Origin of the sequence: Roseovarius gaetbuli (assembly GCF_900172365.1) — a bacterium.
Classification (GTDB): domain Bacteria; phylum Pseudomonadota; class Alphaproteobacteria; order Rhodobacterales; family Rhodobacteraceae; genus Roseovarius; species Roseovarius gaetbuli.
This window is the reverse complement of the sequence record NZ_FWFJ01000001.1, coordinates 48,626-67,009: the sequence shown is the minus strand read 5'-3', so window position 1 is coordinate 67,009 and position 18,384 is coordinate 48,626. Positions and strand designations below refer to the sequence as shown.

Annotated in this window: 12 protein-coding genes; 9 read left to right on the top strand and 3 right to left on the bottom strand. The window is 62.7% G+C overall.

Annotation, left to right across the window (positions count from 1 at the left end; all coding sequences use genetic code 11):
• Window positions 1-2: 2 nt before the first annotated feature.
• Together ROG8370_RS00295 and ROG8370_RS00290 are read right to left on the bottom strand one after the other, a co-directional pair.
• Window positions 3-719, bottom strand: coding sequence for an RlmE family RNA methyltransferase (locus tag ROG8370_RS00295; protein ID WP_085825093.1), 717 nt, complete (start codon window positions 717-719; stop codon window positions 3-5).
• Window positions 719-1,831 carry a Ppx/GppA phosphatase family protein gene (locus ROG8370_RS00290; RefSeq protein WP_085825092.1) on the bottom strand — a complete coding sequence of 371 codons (1,113 nt, stop codon included), beginning with the start codon at window positions 1,829-1,831 and terminating at the stop codon, window positions 719-721. The genes ROG8370_RS00295 and ROG8370_RS00290 overlap by 1 nt, the downstream gene beginning before the upstream one ends.
• Window positions 1,832-2,079: 248 nt before the next feature.
• Between ROG8370_RS00290 and ROG8370_RS00285 the strand changes: the two genes are divergently transcribed.
• The 3 genes from ROG8370_RS00285 to ROG8370_RS00275 are packed head-to-tail and all read left to right on the top strand — an operon-like array spanning window position 2,080 to window position 4,407.
• Complete coding sequence (locus ROG8370_RS00285) at window positions 2,080-2,376, top strand: virulence factor (protein ID WP_085825091.1); 297 nt, start codon at window positions 2,080-2,082, stop codon at window positions 2,374-2,376.
• Window positions 2,377-2,405: 29 nt separating this feature from the next.
• On the top strand, window positions 2,406-3,332 hold the full coding sequence (locus tag ROG8370_RS00280; protein ID WP_085825261.1) for a methylenetetrahydrofolate reductase: 927 nt from the start codon (window positions 2,406-2,408) through the stop codon (window positions 3,330-3,332).
• 10 nt (window positions 3,333-3,342) lie between these two features.
• Window positions 3,343-4,407, top strand: coding sequence for a methyltetrahydrofolate cobalamin methyltransferase (locus ROG8370_RS00275; protein WP_085825090.1), 1,065 nt, complete (start codon window positions 3,343-3,345; stop codon window positions 4,405-4,407).
• 90 nt (window positions 4,408-4,497) lie between these two features.
• Here ROG8370_RS00275 and ROG8370_RS00270 read toward each other — a convergent pair whose 3' ends face one another.
• Window positions 4,498-5,103 (bottom strand): response regulator transcription factor, encoded by a 606-nt coding sequence (locus ROG8370_RS00270; protein ID WP_085825089.1) that lies wholly within the window; start codon window positions 5,101-5,103, stop codon window positions 4,498-4,500.
• A 195-nt stretch (window positions 5,104-5,298) separates the two neighbouring features.
• Here ROG8370_RS00270 and ROG8370_RS00265 point away from each other — a divergent pair, with 195 nt between their 5' ends.
• The 6 genes from ROG8370_RS00265 to ROG8370_RS00240 all read left to right on the top strand — a co-directional run bounded on the left by ROG8370_RS00265 (window position 5,299) and on the right by ROG8370_RS00240 (window position 18,383).
• Window positions 5,299-5,808 (top strand): putative pterin-binding protein, encoded by a 510-nt coding sequence (locus tag ROG8370_RS00265; protein WP_139838000.1) that lies wholly within the window; start codon window positions 5,299-5,301, stop codon window positions 5,806-5,808.
• 50 nt (window positions 5,809-5,858) lie between these two features.
• On the top strand, window positions 5,859-8,405 hold the full coding sequence (locus ROG8370_RS00260) for an ATP-binding protein (RefSeq protein ID WP_085825260.1): 2,547 nt from the start codon (window positions 5,859-5,861) through the stop codon (window positions 8,403-8,405).
• Window positions 8,406-8,536: 131 nt separating this feature from the next.
• Complete coding sequence (locus ROG8370_RS00255; protein ID WP_085825087.1) at window positions 8,537-9,649, top strand: efflux RND transporter periplasmic adaptor subunit; 1,113 nt, start codon at window positions 8,537-8,539, stop codon at window positions 9,647-9,649.
• Window positions 9,646-12,744, top strand: a complete 3,099-nt coding sequence (locus ROG8370_RS00250) for an efflux RND transporter permease subunit (RefSeq protein ID WP_085825086.1) — start codon at window positions 9,646-9,648, stop codon at window positions 12,742-12,744. Before ROG8370_RS00255 ends, ROG8370_RS00250 begins: the two co-directional genes overlap by 4 nt.
• A 90-nt stretch (window positions 12,745-12,834) precedes the next feature.
• Window positions 12,835-14,646 carry an autotransporter assembly complex protein TamA gene (locus ROG8370_RS00245; protein WP_245827128.1) on the top strand — a complete coding sequence of 604 codons (1,812 nt, stop codon included), beginning with the start codon at window positions 12,835-12,837 and terminating at the stop codon, window positions 14,644-14,646.
• The gene (locus ROG8370_RS00240) at window positions 14,646-18,383 is read left to right on the top strand and encodes a translocation/assembly module TamB domain-containing protein (protein WP_245827127.1); all 3,738 of its coding nucleotides are present in this window, start codon (window positions 14,646-14,648) and stop codon (window positions 18,381-18,383) included. Before ROG8370_RS00245 ends, ROG8370_RS00240 begins: the two co-directional genes overlap by 1 nt.
• Window position 18,384 lies beyond the last annotated feature (1 nt).

The window sequence follows — 18,384 nt, the reverse complement described above, 5'->3', positions numbered from 1 at the left end:
ACTCAACCGCGAAACCCGGTGGCGACGACGAATTTTTCCGAACTGTCGGCGCGTGACGCAGGCGGTTTGACGTTATGCACTTTTTCAAAGCGCGTTTTCAGAATCTTCTGCAACTCGCCCTCGGCGCCCCCGGCCAGAACCTTGGACACGAAGGTGCCGCCGACTTCGAGCACGTCAAAGGCAAGGTAAGCCGCCGCCTCGCAGAGTGCGATGATGCGCAAATGGTCGGTCTGTTTGTGGCCCGAACTTGACGCGGCCATGTCCGACATCACCACATCGGCCTTGCCGCCAAGCCATTCCTTGACCTGTTCGTCGGCATCATCGGCCATGAAATCAAGCTGATGGATTTCACAGCCCGGAATCGGCTCGACCTCTTGCAGATCGACGCCAAGAATGCGCCCCACCGCCTTGCCCTGCTTTTCGCCAAGCGCGTTGACCCGTGGCACCGCCACCTGGCACCAGCCCCCCGGCGCACAGCCAAGATCGACAATCCGCGCGCCCGGCACCAGAAAGCGAAACTTGTCGTCCACCTCCATGATCTTGAAGGCCGCGCGCCCGCGATAGCCCTCGACCTGAGCGCGCTTGACGTAGGGGTCGTTCAACTGGCGTTGAAGCCAGCGTGTCGACGAGGGTTTGCGCCCGCGCGCGGTCTTTACCTGCACCGTCAGTTCACGCTGTCCGCGCCCCGAGGTGTTCTTGCCATCCGGTGTCTTGGCCATCAGTCTGTTCCGTCCTTGAAAACCCCATCCGCCGCCATTTGGGCGTAGAGCATGCCTTCGCGCAAACCGCGATCGGCCACCGACAGACGGTCGGTTGGCCAGCATCGCAAAAGCGCCTGTAAAATTGCCGCGCCCGACATGATCAGCGCCTGCCGGTCAAGCCCGATGCGCGGATCGGCGCGCCGCCCCGCAGGCCCAAGCGCAAGATAGCTCCGGATCACGCGGTCGATCTCGTCGCTGGTCATGGTCATCCCGTCAACCTTGTTGCGGTCATACCGCTTGAGGTTAAGATGGCTGGCGGCGACCGTTGTGACGGTGCCGCTGGTGCCGATGATCTGAAAGCCCTCGCGCTTTTGCTCGTCCTTGTAGGGGGCGAATTCGGCGAGGTTTTCCTCGAAAAACCAGCTCATCAGGGCAAAGCGCGCAGAATCGTCCTCGACATCGCGGAACTGATCGCGCAGCGTCGCCACCCCAAGCGGCACGCTGATCCAATCGACCACCCGCGCGGCGGCAAAGCGGCTGTCGCAGGCGTTAAAGCCAAGATGCATCCGCATGATCGCGCGGCGCCGTTCAGGGCGCGGCACGCCGGTCAGGTCGATCCAGACCAATTCGGTCGAGCCGCCGCCGATATCAACCACCAAAAGCTGATCGGTATTCGGGCTCACCAGCGGGGCGCAGGACACGACCGCAAGCTGGGCCTCTTCCTGCGGCGCGATGATATCAAGCTTCAACCCGGTTTCGCGTTCCACCCGCCGCATGAAATCGGCGCCGTTGGTGGCGCGCCGACAGGCTTCGGTCGCCACAAGGCGCATCTGCTCCACGCGGTGGCGCTTGAGCTTTTGCCGACAGACCCGAAGCGCCTGAATGGTGCGATAGATCGCGGCGCGCGACAACCGCCCCGAGCTTCCAAGCCCGGCGCCAAGCTGGACCGACTTGGAAAAGCTGTCCACGACTTTGAACTGATTGCCCCGCGGTTGGGCAATCAGCATGCGGCAACTGTTTGTTCCCAGATCAAGCGCCGCATAAAGCGGCATCTGATCCGGCTGGTTCAGTGCGGGGCTCTCAACCGGTTTCGGGACCGCGCCCGCACTTTCGGGACGCTTGGGCGCCATAACGACACGCCCTCCATTTCAAGTTATCCCCAAGGTAGTGGCTTACGTGGTCCCGCGCAAGCGCCGCGAAGGCCCCAAGCGCGATCTTGATAACGATGATGAATATTTTTCGCATGTCTCGCCGTGGTCACCTCTGCGCCCCCCGGTTAGTGTCGCTAGGTCGCATGACGCGTCCGTTCTGTCGAAATCGAACCCTGAGCACGCGGCCGCCTGCATTAGGAAAAGACCTTAAGGAAAAGGAATCAGCCATGGTTGACGTCACCATTGTCTACTGGCGGGACATCCCCGCTCAGGTTATCGCCGGGAAAGGCCGCCGCGGCAGCAAAGTACAGCTGCCCGAACGCTTTGAGCAGGCGATTGACCGCGCCGCCATGAAGACCGGCGCGGCGGGGACGGATGACTATCTTGCCGCATGGCGCAAGGCAGATCCCTATTCCGTTGACGGAGATCAGGATGAGGTCGCCAAATCAGAGGCGGCCCGGCTTGATGCAGAGTATGATCAGGACCGGATAAAGACCCTGATTGCCAATAATGGCTGGGCGTGATGCGCCCCGGATCGCTATGGGAGGCCGCAATGGCTTTGTTGAATTTCAAGAAGCGTGAAAAGACCGCCGCACCGGCCAATGGCCAGCTTGAGGCGTTTTTGCAGGGGTATTCGATCGAGGTGATGCCGCGCACCGCCGAGAAGGTCGAGAACTTTCGCGATCTGCTGCCGACGGGCACCCGCGTCTATATCGCCCATATCGAGGGCACCCCGATCGAAGAGATGGTCGCGACCGCCAAGCGTCTGGCCACCGATGGCTATCCGGTGATGCCGCACTTCCCGGCGCGGATCATCAAGGACAAGGCGACCCTCACCGACTGGATCGCGCGCTATCAGGGCGAGGCCGGCGTCGATCAGGGGCTTCTTCTGGCCGGTGGCGTCACGGAGCCGCATGGCGATTTCGACTCCTCGATGCAACTTCTGGAAAGCGGTGAATTTGATCGCGCCGGGTTCAAGCGCCTGCACGTGGCCGGCCACCCCGAGGGCAACAAGGATATCGACCCCAAGGGCGGCATGCAAAACGTCATGGACGCGCTGCGCTGGAAGCAGAAATTCAACGAGACCACCGATGCCGAAATGGCGCTTGCAACCCAGTTTGCCTTTGACGCCAAGCCGATCATCAAATGGGCCGATGACCTTGCGGCCGCCGGCATCACCCTGCCGATCCACATCGGTATCGCTGGTCCGGCCAAGCTTCAGACGCTGATCAAGTTCGCGATTGCCTGTGGTGTCGGCCCCTCTCTCAAGGTGCTGCAAAAGCGGGCGATGGATGTCACCAAGCTTTTGCTGCCCTACGAGCCCAACGACGTGTTGAAAGAGCTGGCCGCGCATAAGGCCGCAAACCCCGATTTCAACATCGAAAAGGTCCACTTCTTCCCGCTTGGCGGGATCAAGACCAACGCCACCTGGGCCATCGAAAACGGCGGCGACGCCGGCAAACCTGCAAACGTATCCTGAAGGACCTCATATGACCCGCACCATCGTCGAGAGCAAAACCAAAACCGCCGTTATCGGCTTTGACGAGCCGTTCTGCGTGATCGGTGAGCGCATCAACCCCACGGGCCGCAAGAAACTGGCCGCCGAGCTAGAGGCGGGCGATTTCTCGACCGTCGAGGCCGACGCGATTGCCCAGGCCGCTGCCGGCGCCACCGTTCTCGATATCAATGCGGGCGTGGTTTACAACTCGAACCCCAACCCCAACGAGACCGAGCCGCCGCTGATGACCAAGATCATCGAGCTGGTTCAAGGGCTTGTGGACCTGCCGCTCTGCATCGACAGCTCGGTGCCCGCCGCTCTTGAGGCCGGCCTTCAGGCCTGTGAAGGCCGCCCGCTTCTGAACTCGGTCACCGGTGAAGAGGATCGGCTTGAATACGTTCTGCCGCTGGTCAAAAAGTACAACGTGCCGGTGGTGGCGATTTCGAACGACGATACCGGCATCTCTGAGGACCCCGATGTACGCTTTGAGGTCGCCAAGAAGATCGTTCAGCGCGCCGCCGATTTCGGTATTCCCGCGCATGACATCGTGGTTGATCCGCTGGTCATGCCCGTGGGCGCCATGGGCACCGCCGGCCTTCAGGTCTTTACCCTCGTGCGCCGCCTGCGCGACGAGCTTGGGGTGAACACCACTTGCGGCGCCTCAAACATCAGCTTTGGCCTGCCCAACCGTCACGGCATCAACAACGCCTTCCTGCCGATGGCCATGGCCGCCGGCATGACCAGCGCGATCATGAACCCGATCGCCCTGCCGGTGAAACAGGCCGAGATCGAGGCCAAGAAGGCCGAGGTTGCTGCCACCGGTCTGGTGCTTCCCGCCGATATGGATGACGAAACCTTCTGTCAGCTGTTTGGCCTTGGCTCGACCAAACCGCGCGCGGGCAAGGAGATGGAAGCCATCATGGCCGCCAACTTCCTGACCAACAACGACCCGCACGGCGGCAATTGGATCAAGTTCAATAAAGCCCCGCCCAAGCCCGGCGAGGTCGCGCGTACCGGTGGTCGCGCGGGCAGCCGCAGCCGCAGCCGCCGCGCCTGAGCACAAACAGAAAAAGGCCTCGTCATCGACGGGGCCTTTTTTCATTTATACCAACGAGTTAAAATACAATTCTAATGTTAATAAGGACCGTCAGGCCAGGCCCATATCCCGCGCCAGCATCGCCGCATGGGTCCGGTTCCTTGCGTTCAGTTTGCGCGACATCGTCTTGAGGTGAAGCTTGACCGTCACCTCCCGAATATCCAGGTCGCGGGCGATTTCCTTGTTGGATTTCCCTTCTGAAATGCCCACCAGAACATCGGTTTCGCGCGGCGTCAGATTAATCTGGTTGAGGTCACTGTCGTCCAGGCTCAAGAAATCCATCGGTTTATAGATTTCGCCCAAGAGCATATGGCGCACCGCCGCGATCAGCGATTTCGGGTCAAGCGTTTTGGGCAAGAACCCCGCCGCTCCCGAGCGCAAGACGCGGCGCGCCACATCCGGCGGCGCCGTTCCCGAGAGAATTGCCACAGGGCATGTTGCCCGCGCCTTCATCCTCGCAAGACCCGAAAGCGCCTCCATCCCCGGCATCACAAAATCCAGCAGGACAAGATCAAAGGGCCCATGGCGATCGTAACATTCGAGCGCCGTTTCCAGAGATTCGGCAGCAAAAACATCAAAATTGCCCTGAGCGCGCAGAAACTCCGCGATGGTTTCCCGGACCAGGTCATGGTCATCTGCCAGCAATAGTTTCTTCATTCATTCAACCTTTGGACGTTCCGGTACATATCGACTCACCCAAAGAAAGAAAGGCGAAAATCGTTTAGAATGTGTTGGGCGTTAACTCCCTGCACATAATGACGTATATATAGTGCCCCTATCCAGGTGCATAGGGGGATGGATTTGAAATCTATTGCCGTCAAGATGGCGTATCTGCGTTCAGAGGGGTGTTACATGCGTAAACGTTGGTTCATGTCTGGCCTGATAGGCTGTTTTCTTACTGTTTTCGGGGCGACAACGGGGGTTTTTGCCACCGAAGAGGCCCCGGTCGTCCTGACGATCACCCTGCCACAGGCCGAAAGCGGTGACACAGCCGTCATCGCCCTGAGCGAGCAGGATTTGCGCGCGTTTCCCGCTATTTCCTTTGAAACCTCCACGATTTGGACCAGTGGAGTACAGCGTTTTACCGGCGTGCCCCTTCTGGCCTTGCTTGAACATTTCAAGATCGAGGCGCGCGAACTTCAGATGCAGGCGGTGAACGACTATTCCATCACCATGCCAGTTGACGGCATCACAGCCGGGGCGCCGATCATTGCCTATGAGCGCAATGGAAAACCCATGAAACTGCGCGATAACGGGCCGCTTTGGCTGATCTATAACTATGACGCCAATGCCGATTACCGCACGGAAACCGTCTATTCCCGCAGCATATGGCAACTCGACCGGATGGCGATAATCCGTTAGGACAATCCCTTATACCCGAGAGGGTCAGATATCCCGAAGGGATGGTGGAAATGCCTGTCGGTACGGCGCTTAAATTCATCGCGAGCCGCCGCGTTCAATTGACCGCGCTCAGTGTGGTCGTCGCCCTGTGCTTTCTGGCGGCGTCCGTCCTGATCAATACGGTTCTTGAAAAGCTCGACAGATATAGCACCGCAAGCCAGGACGACGTGTATTGGACGATGTCCCAGATCGAGGTCGATCAACTCAAGCTGATCGTCGAGCTTGAGCGCATGAAGGCCGACCAAACCCCGGATTTTGATGGGCTGCGGCGGCGGTTTGATCTTTTCTACAGCCGGGTGATGACACTTAAGAACGGCGCCGTTTACCGCAGCATCCTGCTCGGAACCGAGGTTGAACCCGACCTTGAGGTCGTTTTCGGGCTGTTGGATCAGATGGTGGTAATCATCGACAGCGATGATGCAGCACTTCTCGAGGCAAACGATCACATCCTGTCTCTGGTGATGGGCATGACCGGTAGCATTCGCGACATTGCCCTGGCAGGCATCGCCGCCGGGGCGGAGCGTGCGGATGCCGAGCGCGGCGCGCTCACCCAACAGATCATTACCCTAACGCTGCTGGCCCTGCTCATGGTCAGCGCGCTTTTCCTGGCGCTCCTGCTTGTCTGGCGCCTGTATAAGGATTCGCGCAGGCAGGCCAAGGAAAGCCGCAACACCACCAACCGGCTGACGACCATTCTCAACACCTCGCAGGATGGCATTCTCGTGGTCGGACCGACCGGCGAGGTGCAGGATACCAACGGCGCAGCCGACCGCATGTTCGCCCTGCCAAGCGCCGATAAATTATCCATTCCGGTCAGTAACTTCCTGTTTCGAACCGACCCGGATGGCGGCCTTACGCCTCTGACCGGGCGGATGCTCTTGGCGGAGTGCGAACAGGGATCGAAACGGTTTGACGACCTTGTTGTAAGAAGCCTGGATGGCCGCGAATTTCCGGCGGAAATTTCGGCCGATATCGCGCGGCGCGGTGACATTGCGGTGTGCATCTGCTTTGTGCGCGATCTCTCTGAACGCCTTGCCGCCGAGGCCGAGATCCTGTCGGCCCGTGATCGCGCCCTCTCGGGGGAGCGGGCAAAGGCGCGCTTCCTCGGGATGATCAGCCACGAGATGCGCACGCCGCTGCACGGCATTCTGGGCGCGCTTGATCTATTGCAGGACACCGGCCTAAGCCAGGAACAGGAACGCTATGCCAAAGTGATGAAATCCTCGGGGCAGATGTTGCTGACACAGATCAGCGATGCCCTTGACATGACCCAGGCCGAGGTCGGCAAGATGGTCCTGCGGATGGGCGTGTTCGATCTTGACGAGATGCTGCAGGAGCTGATCGAGAACCAACAGGCCCTTGCGCGGGCTCAAAACAACACACTTGAGCTTTTGATCGCCAAGGATGGCCTTGGCCGTGTCGAGGGTGACCGTTGCCGGGTCTATCAGGTGCTTCTCAACGTGGTGTCAAACGCGATCAAATACACCCAAAATGGCCAGATCACCATCGAGGCGGTGCGCGCCGCATCCTCGCCCGGTGGGAACCCGATGGTCGAATTTCAGGTCAGCGATACCGGCGGCGGGATCAGCGAAGACAACCTGGCCCGCGTTTTTGATGATTTCGTGCGCGTCGGATCATCTGATGCCAATCAACCCGAGGGCACCGGCCTTGGCCTTGGCATCGCGCGCCATCTCGTGACCCTGATGGGGGGTGAAATCGGGGCCGAAAGTGTGCCCGGCGAAGGCAGCCTGTTCTGGATCCGCATGCCCCTGCCGGTGAAGGACCACGCCGCCCCTGCCCCGCGCGCCAAAGCGGCCGCCGCCATCATCGCACCGCTCGATGTGCTGGTGGTCGAGGACAACGCCAACAACCGGCTGGTGATCGAGGCGATGCTGAAGAACGATGGCCACCGCGTCACGCTGGCCTGCGACGGCGTTGAGGGGGTCAAACTCGCGGGCGAGCGCCACTACGATCTGATCCTGATGGATATCAACATGCCCCGCATGGACGGGATCGAGGCCACGCGCAGCATACGCGAGGGCAATGGCGCCTCGGCCCGCACCCGTATCGTGGCCCTCACCGCGCATTTCAGCGCGGAAAAGGCCACCGAGCTGCGCGCGGCGGGCATGGATGCGGTAGAAACCAAGCCTCTGCGGCGGGCGACCCTGCGGGATCTTCTGGCGGGCATTCCCACGCCGATGCAGGCCAGAAATCCGTCGATTTGCGTCGACAACAGCCTGTTGTCGCATCTTGGCACCTCGCTTTCCGCGGCAAGCATCATCGGCCTGCTCGACAGGTTTCAGGCCGAAGGCACGCAGATCGTTGAGGATGTGCAAGCCCTCGACACCCTGCCGCCAGAGGCACTTGCCGACCGGCTGCACGGGTTCGCCGGTTCTGCCGCCACAACCGGCGCCGTCGCCCTGCAAGCGCTTTTGGTGCAGGCCGAAACCGCGCTAAGGCAAGGCGAATTGGCAAAGGCAGAAAGGCTCTTGAGCGATCTGCCAACCCTCTGGCAAGAAACCATGGCGCATTTGCTGGCCCGCCATCGCGCTGCCTGAACAGGGATTGCGCCGCGCCCTCACAAAGAGTTGCCTTTCGCCCAGCTTACTATACTTCTTATGACTTAGAATGCGTCAACGGTGCCCGTCTTCGCGAAGGGCATGTTTTGGTAAACGGGGCCCCGATATCCATGTCAGTCTGGAAACAACTCTTGCTGCTTTGTCTGCTCGGGGGCGTCGCCTATGGCGGCTTTGAGGGCTATAAGACCTATCTCGCCACCGATGCCGTGGCCGAGGCCCCCTCCGGCGGCCCGCGCCCGGTTACGGTCGAGCTGGCCATCGCCGAAACCCGGCTCTTGCAGCAAACCATAGAGGCAGTCGGCACCACCCGCGCGCTGCAATCCATTGATATCGTGCCCGAGGTGGATGGCCGCCTTGTCGAACTTGCGATCACCTCCGGAGCCCGCGTGCAAAAGGGCGACATCCTTGCCCGGCTTGACGATACCATCGAGCGCGCCGATCTGGTCGAGGCCGAGGCTATGCTGACCGAACAGCGCCAGAGCGTCGAGCGTATCCGCCAGTTGCGCCGGACCAATGCCGTCTCAAAGGCTAGTCAGGAAGAGGCCACCGCCCGCCTGGCCGAGGCCACCGCCGAGGTTGAACGCACCCGCCGCCGTCTTGAAGACCGGGTGATCAAGGCCCCCTTTGCCGGTGTTGTCGGTCTCACCAACTACGATGTCGGCGCGCGGGTCTCGGAGGGGCAGGTTCTGACCCGGCTGGATGACCTGAGCGAAATCGAGGTCGAATTCTCGCTGCCCGAAACCGTCTTTGCGCAAGTGTCGCGCGGTCAACGCTTGAGCGCGCTCAGCGCCGCCTTTCCGGGCCGCGAATTTACCGGCACGATTGATGCGGTTGACAACCGGATTGATCCTGTGAGCCGCGCCTTTCGCACCCGTGCCCTTATTCCCAACCCCGACAGCACCCTGCCGGCCGGCATGTTCCTGTCGCTCAAGCTGATCCTGTCAGAGGCAGAGGCGCTTGTCGTGCCCGAAGAGGCTATCATCTTTCAGGCGGCCGAAACCTATGTTTTCGTGAATGAAAACGGCAAGGCCGCGCGCCGCGTGGTGGTCACAGGTCAGCGGCTTGACGGCATGATTGCCGTGACTTCGGGGCTTCAGCCCGGCGAAGAGGTGATCACGCGCGGCTTGCAACGGGTCCGCCCCGGCAGCGACCTCAAGATCAAGGGCGAGGATAAGGGCGCCACTGCCAAATCCAACGCCGGGACCCCGGAAAAAGCGACATGACGCTCTCGGATATCTCGATCCGCCGCCCGGTTCTGGCCGCTGTCGTCAGCCTTTTGATCGTGATTTTCGGCCTCGCCGCGCTGCGTTCGGTGCCGGTGCGCGAACTGCCGGATGTGGACAATGCGGTTGTCACCGTCACCACCACCTATCGCGGCGCCGCGCCCGAGGTGATCGACACCGATCTGACCGAAACCATCGAGGGCGCGATTGCCTCGATCTCGGGCATCCGCTCGATCAGCTCCGAGAGCCGTCAGGGCCGCTCGCGCGTTACCATCGAATTTGACAGCGGCACCGATATCGACGTGGCCGCCAATGATGTGCGCGACGCGGTCGGGCGAGTGCGCGGCGACATCCCCGAAGAGGCCGACGAGCCGCAGGTCGTCAAAAGCGACGCCGACGCCGACCCGGTGATGCGCCTTGCCATCACCTCTGACCGGATGACCACCGCCGAGATCACCGATTATATCGACCGTTTCGTGGTTGATCGCATTGCCACGCTTGACGGGGTGGCCAATGTCGACATTTACGGCGCGCGCCCTTTCGCGGTGCGGATCTGGATCGACCGGCGCGCCCTTGCCGCGCGCAATCTGGCGGTGTCGGATATCGAGGCCGCGCTCAGGCGCAACAATATCGAACTGCCCGCAGGCGAGGTTGAATCCTATAATCGCCAACTCTCCGTGCGTCTCAACAGCCGCATGAGCAGCATCGAGGATTTTCGCGATATCGTGCTGGATCGCGTTGCCGGATACCCGGTGCGCCTTGGCGATGTGGCGCGAATCGCGCCCGGCGTCGCCGATGACAGCACCATCGTGCGCACCAACGGCAAGGATGCCGTCGGCGTCGCCGTTCTGCGCCAGAGCCAGTCGAACACGCTGGCCATTTCCAAGGCCGTGCGCGCCGAAATCAAGTCGCTGAACGCGAGCCTGCCCGAGGGCATGCAGATCATCGTCGGCTCGGATGACGCGCTTTTTGTCGGGGCCTCGATCCGCGAAGTGGTGATCGCTTTGTTCATCTCGCTCTCTCTGGTGATTGCGGTGATCCTCTTGTTTTTGCGCAGTATTCGCGCCACGCTCATCCCGGCGATAACCATTCCGGTTTCCTTGATCGGGTGCTTTATGCTGATCGGCCTCTGGGGGTTTTCACTCAACACGCTGACGCTTCTGGCCTTGCTTCTGGCGATCGGATTGGTGGTGGATGACGCGATTGTCGTGCTGGAAAACATCCAGCGCCGGATCGAGCTTGGCGAATCCCCGCTGGTGGCAAGCCTCAAGGGTGCGCGACAGGTGACCTTTGCCGTCATCGCCACTTCTCTGACGCTGGTGGCGGTGTTCGTGCCGCTGTCGTTCATGCCCGGGCAGGTGGGGCGGCTTTTCGTCGAATTCGGCTGGGTCATGGCCGGCACGGTGGGCATTTCGACCTTTGTGGCGCTGACCGCCTGCCCCGCCCTTGCCGCCAAGATCCTGAGCGCGCGCAAGATCCGCAAGGCCGCCGCCGACACGCCAGAGCGTGCGCCGGTGGTCCTTCGGGTCTATCGCGGGCTTTTGGTGCGGGCCATCGGCATGCCGCTGGTGGTTCTGGCGGCGACCTTCGTTCTGACGGCGGGCGCCGGATTGTTCTATGACGGTCTGCCGCGCGAATTGGCCCCGCGCGAAGACCGCGGCGTTGGCTTTGTGCCGCTCACCGCGCCGCAAGGCAGCACCGTCGCCCATTCCGACATGGCCGCGCGTCAGGTCGAGGAAATTCTCGAACCGATGCGCCAGTCGGGTGAGATCGAGACCGTCTTTACCTTCACCGGCTGGGGCGGACGCGCCTGGCGGTCTTTCGTGGTCTATCGCCTTGCGCCCTGGGAAGAGCGGGATCGCCCGATTTCGGCCCTTGTCGGCGAGATCGCCCCGCAGATGGGCAATGTCACGGTCGCGCGCGGCTTTCCGGTGACGCCGGCCGGGCTTGGGCTGCGCGGCAATTCCACCCCGGTGCGGGTGGTGATCGGCGGCCCGGATTTCGAGAGCGTCAAGGAATGGGCCATCGAGCTTTTGGCACGCGCCGAAGGCGTCGAGGGGCTGGTCAACCCCGAGATCAACTTTGAACAGAACCTGCCGCAACTGGACGTCAGCATTGATCGCGCCCGCGCCGATGACCTTGGCATTTCCGCCGATGTGATCGCGGCCACTCTGCAAACCATGCTGGCCTCGCGCGAGGTCACGACTTTCGTAAGCCGGGGACGCGAATACCCGGTTCTGGTACAGGCAGAACAGGCCGACCGGCGCACGCCCTCGGATATCTCGAACATCTTCCTGCGCGCGGGCGACGGCGAAACCCTTGTGCCGCTTGGCGCGCTTGTGACGCTCAATGAAAACGCCGCCGCGCCGTCGCTGCGCCGGTTTGACCGCCTGCCCTCGATCCAATTGTCGGGCGCGCTTGCGCCGGGCGCCGATCTTGGCGGGGTCCTGAGCCAGCTTGAAACCATTGCCGCCGAAATCCTGCCGCCCGAGGCCAAGCTTGGCTATGACGGGCAATCGCGCACCTACAAGGACACCTCTGGCGGGATTGGCGTGGTGTTTCTCTTGGCCCTGTTGATCGTTTACCTTGTTCTGGCCGCGCAATTCGAAAGCTTCATTCACCCGCTGGTGATCATGCTCACCGTGCCCGTCGGCGTGGCCGGCGCGATTTATGCCATGGCCCTTGGAGGGCTGTCGCTCAACGTCTATAGCCAGATCGGGATCATCCTGCTGATCGGGCTGATCTCGAAGAACGGCATCCTGATTGTCGAGTTTGCCAATCAATTGCGCGATGAGGGCTACGGCGTGCGCGACGCGGTAATCGAAGCCTCTGTTTTGCGGTTGCGCCCGATCGTGATGACGGCGATTTCGACGGTTCTGGGCGCGCTTCCACTTGTACTCGCCAGCGGTGCGGGCGCCGAAAGCCGGATCGCGGTGGGCACGGTGATCGTGGCTGGCCTGAGCATGGCAACGGTGCTTATGCTGTTTGTCACGCCGGTGCTCTATGACCTTATGGCGCGCTACACCAAACCACGCGGCGCCGTGGAAAAGGCGCTGGAGGCCGAGCTTGTCGGCGCCTCTCAACCGGCTGAGTGACTTTCCGCCTATTCGCCCTAGGTCGTGACATCGGGTGGCGTTCCCCCGCCTAAAGTGCGATAAATCCTTATCTTCAATGGACCCTTTGACGTGGCAGAATCACATTTGAAACACCCTCTGTTCGCCGCTCTTTTCGCCGCCCTGCTGCCATTTGGCGCGCAGGCGGCCGATGTCACATTCACCGCGCCGCAGGCGTCCGAGGATTTTACCGACAAATTGCGCAGCGCCTCGCTGAGCCTGACCACGGCCGCGCGCGACGATGCCACCGCCCAGGATCTTCTGGCCGCCGCGCAATCGGATTATGCCCGCCTGATCGGGGTGCTTTACGCCGAGGGCTTTTATGGCGGCGTGATCACCATCCGCGTTGATGGAAAAGAAGCCGCAAGCATCCCGCCGCTGCGAGCGCCGGGCGAAATCCGCCAGATTGATATCACGGTGGATCGGCGCGCTGAATTCGCCTTTGGCACTGCGCGCGTGGCGCCGCTTCATCCGCGCACCGTCCTGCCCGAGGGGTTTGCCACGGGCAAGCCCGCGCGCGGCGACTTGATTGGCGCGGCGGCGCGCACCGGAGTCGAGGGCTGGCGCGCCAAGGGGCATGCCAAGGCCGAGGTCGCGGATCAGGCGATCACCGCCGATCATGCCCGCAAGACCCTTGATGCCGATATCACGCTCGCGCCCGGACCGCGCCTGCGGTTTGGCGCGCTTGAGGTCGAGGCATCCGAACGGCCTAGCCGCGTGCGCCCCTCGCGCATCCGCGCCATCGCCGGGCTGCCGACCGGCAAGACCTTTTCGCCAGAGGCCCTTGGCCGATCGGCCACCCGGCTGCGCCGCACCGGCGCGTTTCGCTCGGTCGTGATGACCGAGGCCGAAACCCCAAATGCCGACGGCACGCTTGATATCACCACCCGCGTGGTCGATGCCAAGCGCCGCCGGGTCGATGTCGGCGCCGAGTTGTCATCGCTTGAAGGGCTGACGCTGACCGGGTTCTGGCTGCATCGCAACCTGCTGGGCGGAGCCGAGCGGCTGCGCTTTGATGCGATGGTCGGCGGCATTGGCGGCGATTCGGGCGGCGAGGATTACCGCCTGTCCGCGCGCTATGACCGCCCCGCCACGTTTTCCGCTGACACAAACCTGTTCCTGCTGGCCAGCATCGAGGAAAACAACGAACCCGATTACCGCGAACGCAGTGTCGAAATCGGCGGCGGGTTGAGCCATATCTTTTCCAAGTATCTCACCGCCGAGGCCGGCATCAGCTATCGCTATTCCGAGATCGACGACGACCTTGGCTCGCGCAGCCTGCAACATCTGCTGTTTCCGCTGCGTGCCACCTGGGACCGGCGCCGCGACAGCGCGCTCAACCCCAAATCCGGCCAATTTGTCGATCTTACCCTGACGCCGTTTCTTGGTCTGGAAAGCCAGAGCGGCAATGGCGCGCGCCTGTTTGCCGATGCCCGCACCTATCACAGTGTCGGCGCGGCGGATCGCTTTACCCTTGCCGCGCGGGCGCAACTTGGCTCGGTTGCGGGGGCCAAGGTCACCGATGTGCCCGCCGACATGTTGTTTTATTCAGGCGGGGCCGGCACCGTGCGCGGGCAAGCCTATCAGTCGCTTGGGGTCGAGTTATCGCCCGGCGTCACCGTCGGCGGGCGCGCCTTCATGGCCTTTTCCGGCGAATTGCGCGCCGATGTGACGAAGAGCATTCAGGCCGTGACCTTTGCCGATACCGGCTATGTGGCGCAGGATGCGCTTGGCACCGGTCAGGGCGACTGGCACAGCGGTGCGGGCATCGGCGCGCGCTATATGACCGGCGTCGGCCCGATCCGTGTCGATCTTGCGACCCCGCTTGATAGCGGCGCAGGCCAGGATTTTGAACTCTACATTGGGATTGGACAGGCATTTTGATGCGCTTTCTGCTGCTCTTCACCGTGTTTCTTACCTCTCTGTGTACCCCTCTTCTGGCGCAGAGCGCGGATGAGGATCGCGGCTATCTTCAGGGGCTGATCGAAGACAACCTTTCGGGTGCGGGGCGCGAGGTGCGCATCACCGGCTTTGCCGGCGCCTTGTCGTCACAGGCCACGCTCGAAGAGCTCACAATCGCCGATGACGTCGGTATCTGGCTCACGCTGCGCGATGTTACGCTCGACTGGACGCGAAGCGCGCTTTTGTCGGGCCGCATCGAAGTGAACCGCCTGACCGCGCGCGAGATCGACCTGCCCCGTCTGCCCAATACCAAGGAAGACCTGAGCCCCGAGATGGCAGAGGCGACGCCCTTTGCCTTGCCAGAGCTGCCGGTCTCGGTGAATATCGGCGAGATCAGCGCCGAGCGTGTGACCCTTGGCGCGCCGATCCTTGGCCAGAAGGTAGAGTTGCGCCTGACTGGCGGGCTATCGCTTGGCGCGGGCGAAGGTGAGGCACAGCTTGACGTGACCCGGCTTGACGAACGCGGTGCGCTGACGCTTGTGGCGGCCTATGTCAACGCGACGCAATTCCTGGCGCTTGATCTCAAGCTGCGCGAGGACGAGGGCGGCATCGCCTCGACCCTTCTCAACCTGCCTGACAGCCCGTCAATCGCCCTTTCCATCGCCGGTGAGGCGCCGCTGTCGGATTACACCGCCGATATCAGCCTTGCCTCGAACGGCGAACCGCGCCTTGCCGGCAGCGTGACGATCCGCGCCGATGGCCCGCCCGAGGCCATCGCGCGCGAGTTCACGGCCGCCCTTGCCGGCGATCTTACCCCGCTCATGGCCGCCGAATACCGTCCGTTCTTTGGCCCCGGTAGCCAGCTTGCCCTGCAAGGCGTGCGCCAGGCCAGCGGCGCGCTCGACATCAGCGAATTCAACCTTGCTGCGGCGCAGGTGCAACTTGGCGGCTCGCTCTCGCTTGATGCGGCTGGCTGGCCCACGGCCTTTACCCTGGCCGGGCAGCTTGGCGATGGCACGACGCCGGTGCGCCTGCCGATACCCGGCCCTGCAACGCGGCTTGGCTCGGCCGTGATCGAGGCCCGCTTTGACGCGGCGCGCGGTGATCGCTGGCGCGCCAATGTCACCCTGTCAGAGCTGGCGCAGCCCGGCCTTGGCATCGAAAGCGCGACCCTTTCGGGGCGCGGCGCGATCCGGCGCAATGCGCCGCGCGGGGTGTCGGCCCTGACCGAGTTTAGCCTCGGCGGTCTTTACCTTAACGATCCCGCCCTGGCCAAGGCCGCCGGCGACGCCCTTTCCGGGCACGCCACGATCGACTGGGCCGAGGGCAAGCCGCTTCGCATCCTCGGGCTGCGCATTCTGAGCGGGGACGCGCGTCTTTCGGGGCGTGGCAGCATCGACAACCTTGCCGATGGCTTTCCGGTCAGCGGCGAGGCCCGGCTTGAGGCGCCTGATCTGGCGCGGTTTGCCGCCATCGCAGGTCAGCAGATCGCCGGTCGCGCCAGTGCCGAAATTTCCGGCTCCGGCAGCCTTCTGGGCGGCGATTTCGATATTGAGCTCGGCGCCGAAACCCGTGATCTTGCCCTTGGCATCGCCCAGCTAGACCCGCTTTTGACAAGCCCCGGCACGCTTGCCCTCTCGGCCAAGCGCGACACCAGCGGCACCCAATTGCGCAGCCTTGTCATCAAGAACGACGTGTTGAACACAAGCGCCAAGGGCCAGTTGAGCGCCCAAAGCGGCACACTTGACGTGAGCGCCCAACTGAGCGACCTCGGTTTGGCCGACAAACGGCTGAGCGGTGCCGCCGACGCCAAGGCAACGCTTGGCTGGCAAACCGGCGGCGATGTCACGCTGACCGGGCTTGAGGCCGCCCTGATGGGGGTTGATGTCACCGCCACCGGCACGCTGACGCCCGATGCGCCCGGCCTTCCCGCCACGGGCACCCTGACGGCCCGGATATCCGACCTGTCGCGCTTTGACGCGCTGTCCGGTCAGCGTTTGCGCGGTGCCGCAACTCTGACGCTGGCGGGCAATGCCGCGCTTCAGGATCAGACCTTTGAAATCGCCACCGCGCTTGACGGCGAGAACATCGCCACCGGAATCGCCGACCTTGACCGCCTGATTGCCGGGCGCATCGCCCTTGGTGCCAAGGCGGCCCGCACAAAAGAGCGCATCGAGATTGAAACCCTGAGTGTCGAGACCCCGCAACTGTCGCTCAAGGCGACCGGCGAAGGTGGCGACGGCCCGGTGAATTTCACCGCGCGGCTGGCCAATCTGGGCCTCTTTGCCCCGGATTTCAGCGGCCCGGTCACCGCCGAGGGACAGGCGCGCCCGATCGGCCCCGATGCGCGCCAGGTCGCCCTTTCCATGAGCGCCGAGGGCCCCGGTGGCACCACCGCGCAGGTTGACGGCGATATTTACGAGCACGGTCAACGGCTTGACCTGACAGCGCGCGGCGCGCTGCCGCTTGCGCTGATCAACGGGATGATCAAACCGAATGCCCTGCAAGGCAGCGCGCGCTATGATCTGCGCGTCAACGGCGCGCCGGGGCTTGGGGCGGTCTCGGGCACGGCGACCACCGATGACACGCGCATCGCCCTGCCCGGCACCGGGCTTGGGGTTGATAGCCTGAGCGGCACTGTTACGCTGTCCAATCAACGCGCCGAGACCAATTTTACCGCCCGGATGCGCGACGGCGGCGTGATCACCGCAAGCGGGCCGGTGGGCCTTACGCAAGGGTTCAACGGTGATCTCAGGATTGATCTGGCCGACCTGGTGGTCAGCGATCAGGAAATCTATACCACCACGGTGAACGGCAATGTCACGGTGAGCGGCCCGATGACCGGCGGGGCGGTGATCGGCGGCACGCTCAACCTTGAGGAAACCAACATCCGCATACCGTCGGGGCTTGGGGCCAACTCGGTCGCCCTGCCCGGTCTGCGCCATATCAACGAGCCCGCAGAGGTGCGCGCCACCCGACAGCGCGCAGGCTTGATTGCTGTCGAAACCACAGGCGGCGCGCGGCCCTTTGGTCTGAACTTGCAGATCAACGCGCCCTCGCGGATTTTCGTGCGCGGGCGTGGGCTTGACGCCGAACTTGGCGGGCGCTTGCGGCTGGCGGGCACCACAGATGCGGTTGAACCCGTGGGGATGTTCCAACTTATTCGCGGGCGTCTCGATATCCTTGGCAGGCGGCTTGATCTGACCGAGGGCCTGGTGAACATGCAGGGCGCTCTTGACCCCTACATCCGCTTCGTGGCCGAAACCACCGCCGAGGATGTGACCGTGATGATCGCGGTCGAAGGCCCTGCCAGCGCCCCCGAAATCAGCTTTACGTCAGAGCCGGACCTGCCCGAAGAAGAGGTGGTTGCGCGGCTGTTGTTCGGGCGCGGGCTTGATACGATATCGCCCTTTCAAGCGGCGCGAATGGCCTCGGCCGTGGCCACGCTTTCGGGCCGCAGCAGCCTTGACGTGATCGGCACTTTGCGCGGCGCGGTCGGGCTTAGCGATCTGGACGTGACCCAGACCGCCGAGGGCGACACAGAGGTCAGCGCCGGTGCCTATATTTCGGACAAGATCTATTCCGAGGTCACCGCAGACAGCGCCGGCAAGCAACAAATCAACCTGAACCTCGACATCACCAATTCGATCACCCTCAAGGGCGGCGCATCGAACGATGGCAGCACCGGCATCGGCGTGTTCTTTGAAAAGGATTACTAGG

Excerpts from the sequence above, each read along its gene's own strand:
- ROG8370_RS00295 (WP_085825093.1), bottom strand. The coding sequence starts at position 719 with ATGGCCAAGACACCGGATGGCAAGAACACCTCGGGGCGCGGACAGCGT.
- ROG8370_RS00290 (WP_085825092.1), bottom strand. The coding sequence starts at position 1,831 with ATGGCGCCCAAGCGTCCCGAAAGTGCGGGCGCGGTCCCGAAACCGGTT.
- ROG8370_RS00285 (WP_085825091.1), top strand. The coding sequence starts at position 2,080 with ATGGTTGACGTCACCATTGTCTACTGGCGGGACATCCCCGCTCAGGTT.
- ROG8370_RS00280 (WP_085825261.1), top strand. The coding sequence starts at position 2,406 with ATGGCTTTGTTGAATTTCAAGAAGCGTGAAAAGACCGCCGCACCGGCC.
- ROG8370_RS00275 (WP_085825090.1), top strand. The coding sequence starts at position 3,343 with ATGACCCGCACCATCGTCGAGAGCAAAACCAAAACCGCCGTTATCGGC.
- ROG8370_RS00270 (WP_085825089.1), bottom strand. The coding sequence starts at position 5,103 with ATGAAGAAACTATTGCTGGCAGATGACCATGACCTGGTCCGGGAAACC.
- ROG8370_RS00265 (WP_139838000.1), top strand. The coding sequence starts at position 5,299 with ATGCGTAAACGTTGGTTCATGTCTGGCCTGATAGGCTGTTTTCTTACT.
- ROG8370_RS00260 (WP_085825260.1), top strand. The coding sequence starts at position 5,859 with ATGCCTGTCGGTACGGCGCTTAAATTCATCGCGAGCCGCCGCGTTCAA.
- ROG8370_RS00255 (WP_085825087.1), top strand. The coding sequence starts at position 8,537 with ATGTCAGTCTGGAAACAACTCTTGCTGCTTTGTCTGCTCGGGGGCGTC.
- ROG8370_RS00250 (WP_085825086.1), top strand. The coding sequence starts at position 9,646 with ATGACGCTCTCGGATATCTCGATCCGCCGCCCGGTTCTGGCCGCTGTC.
- ROG8370_RS00240 (WP_245827127.1), top strand. The coding sequence starts at position 14,646 with ATGCGCTTTCTGCTGCTCTTCACCGTGTTTCTTACCTCTCTGTGTACC.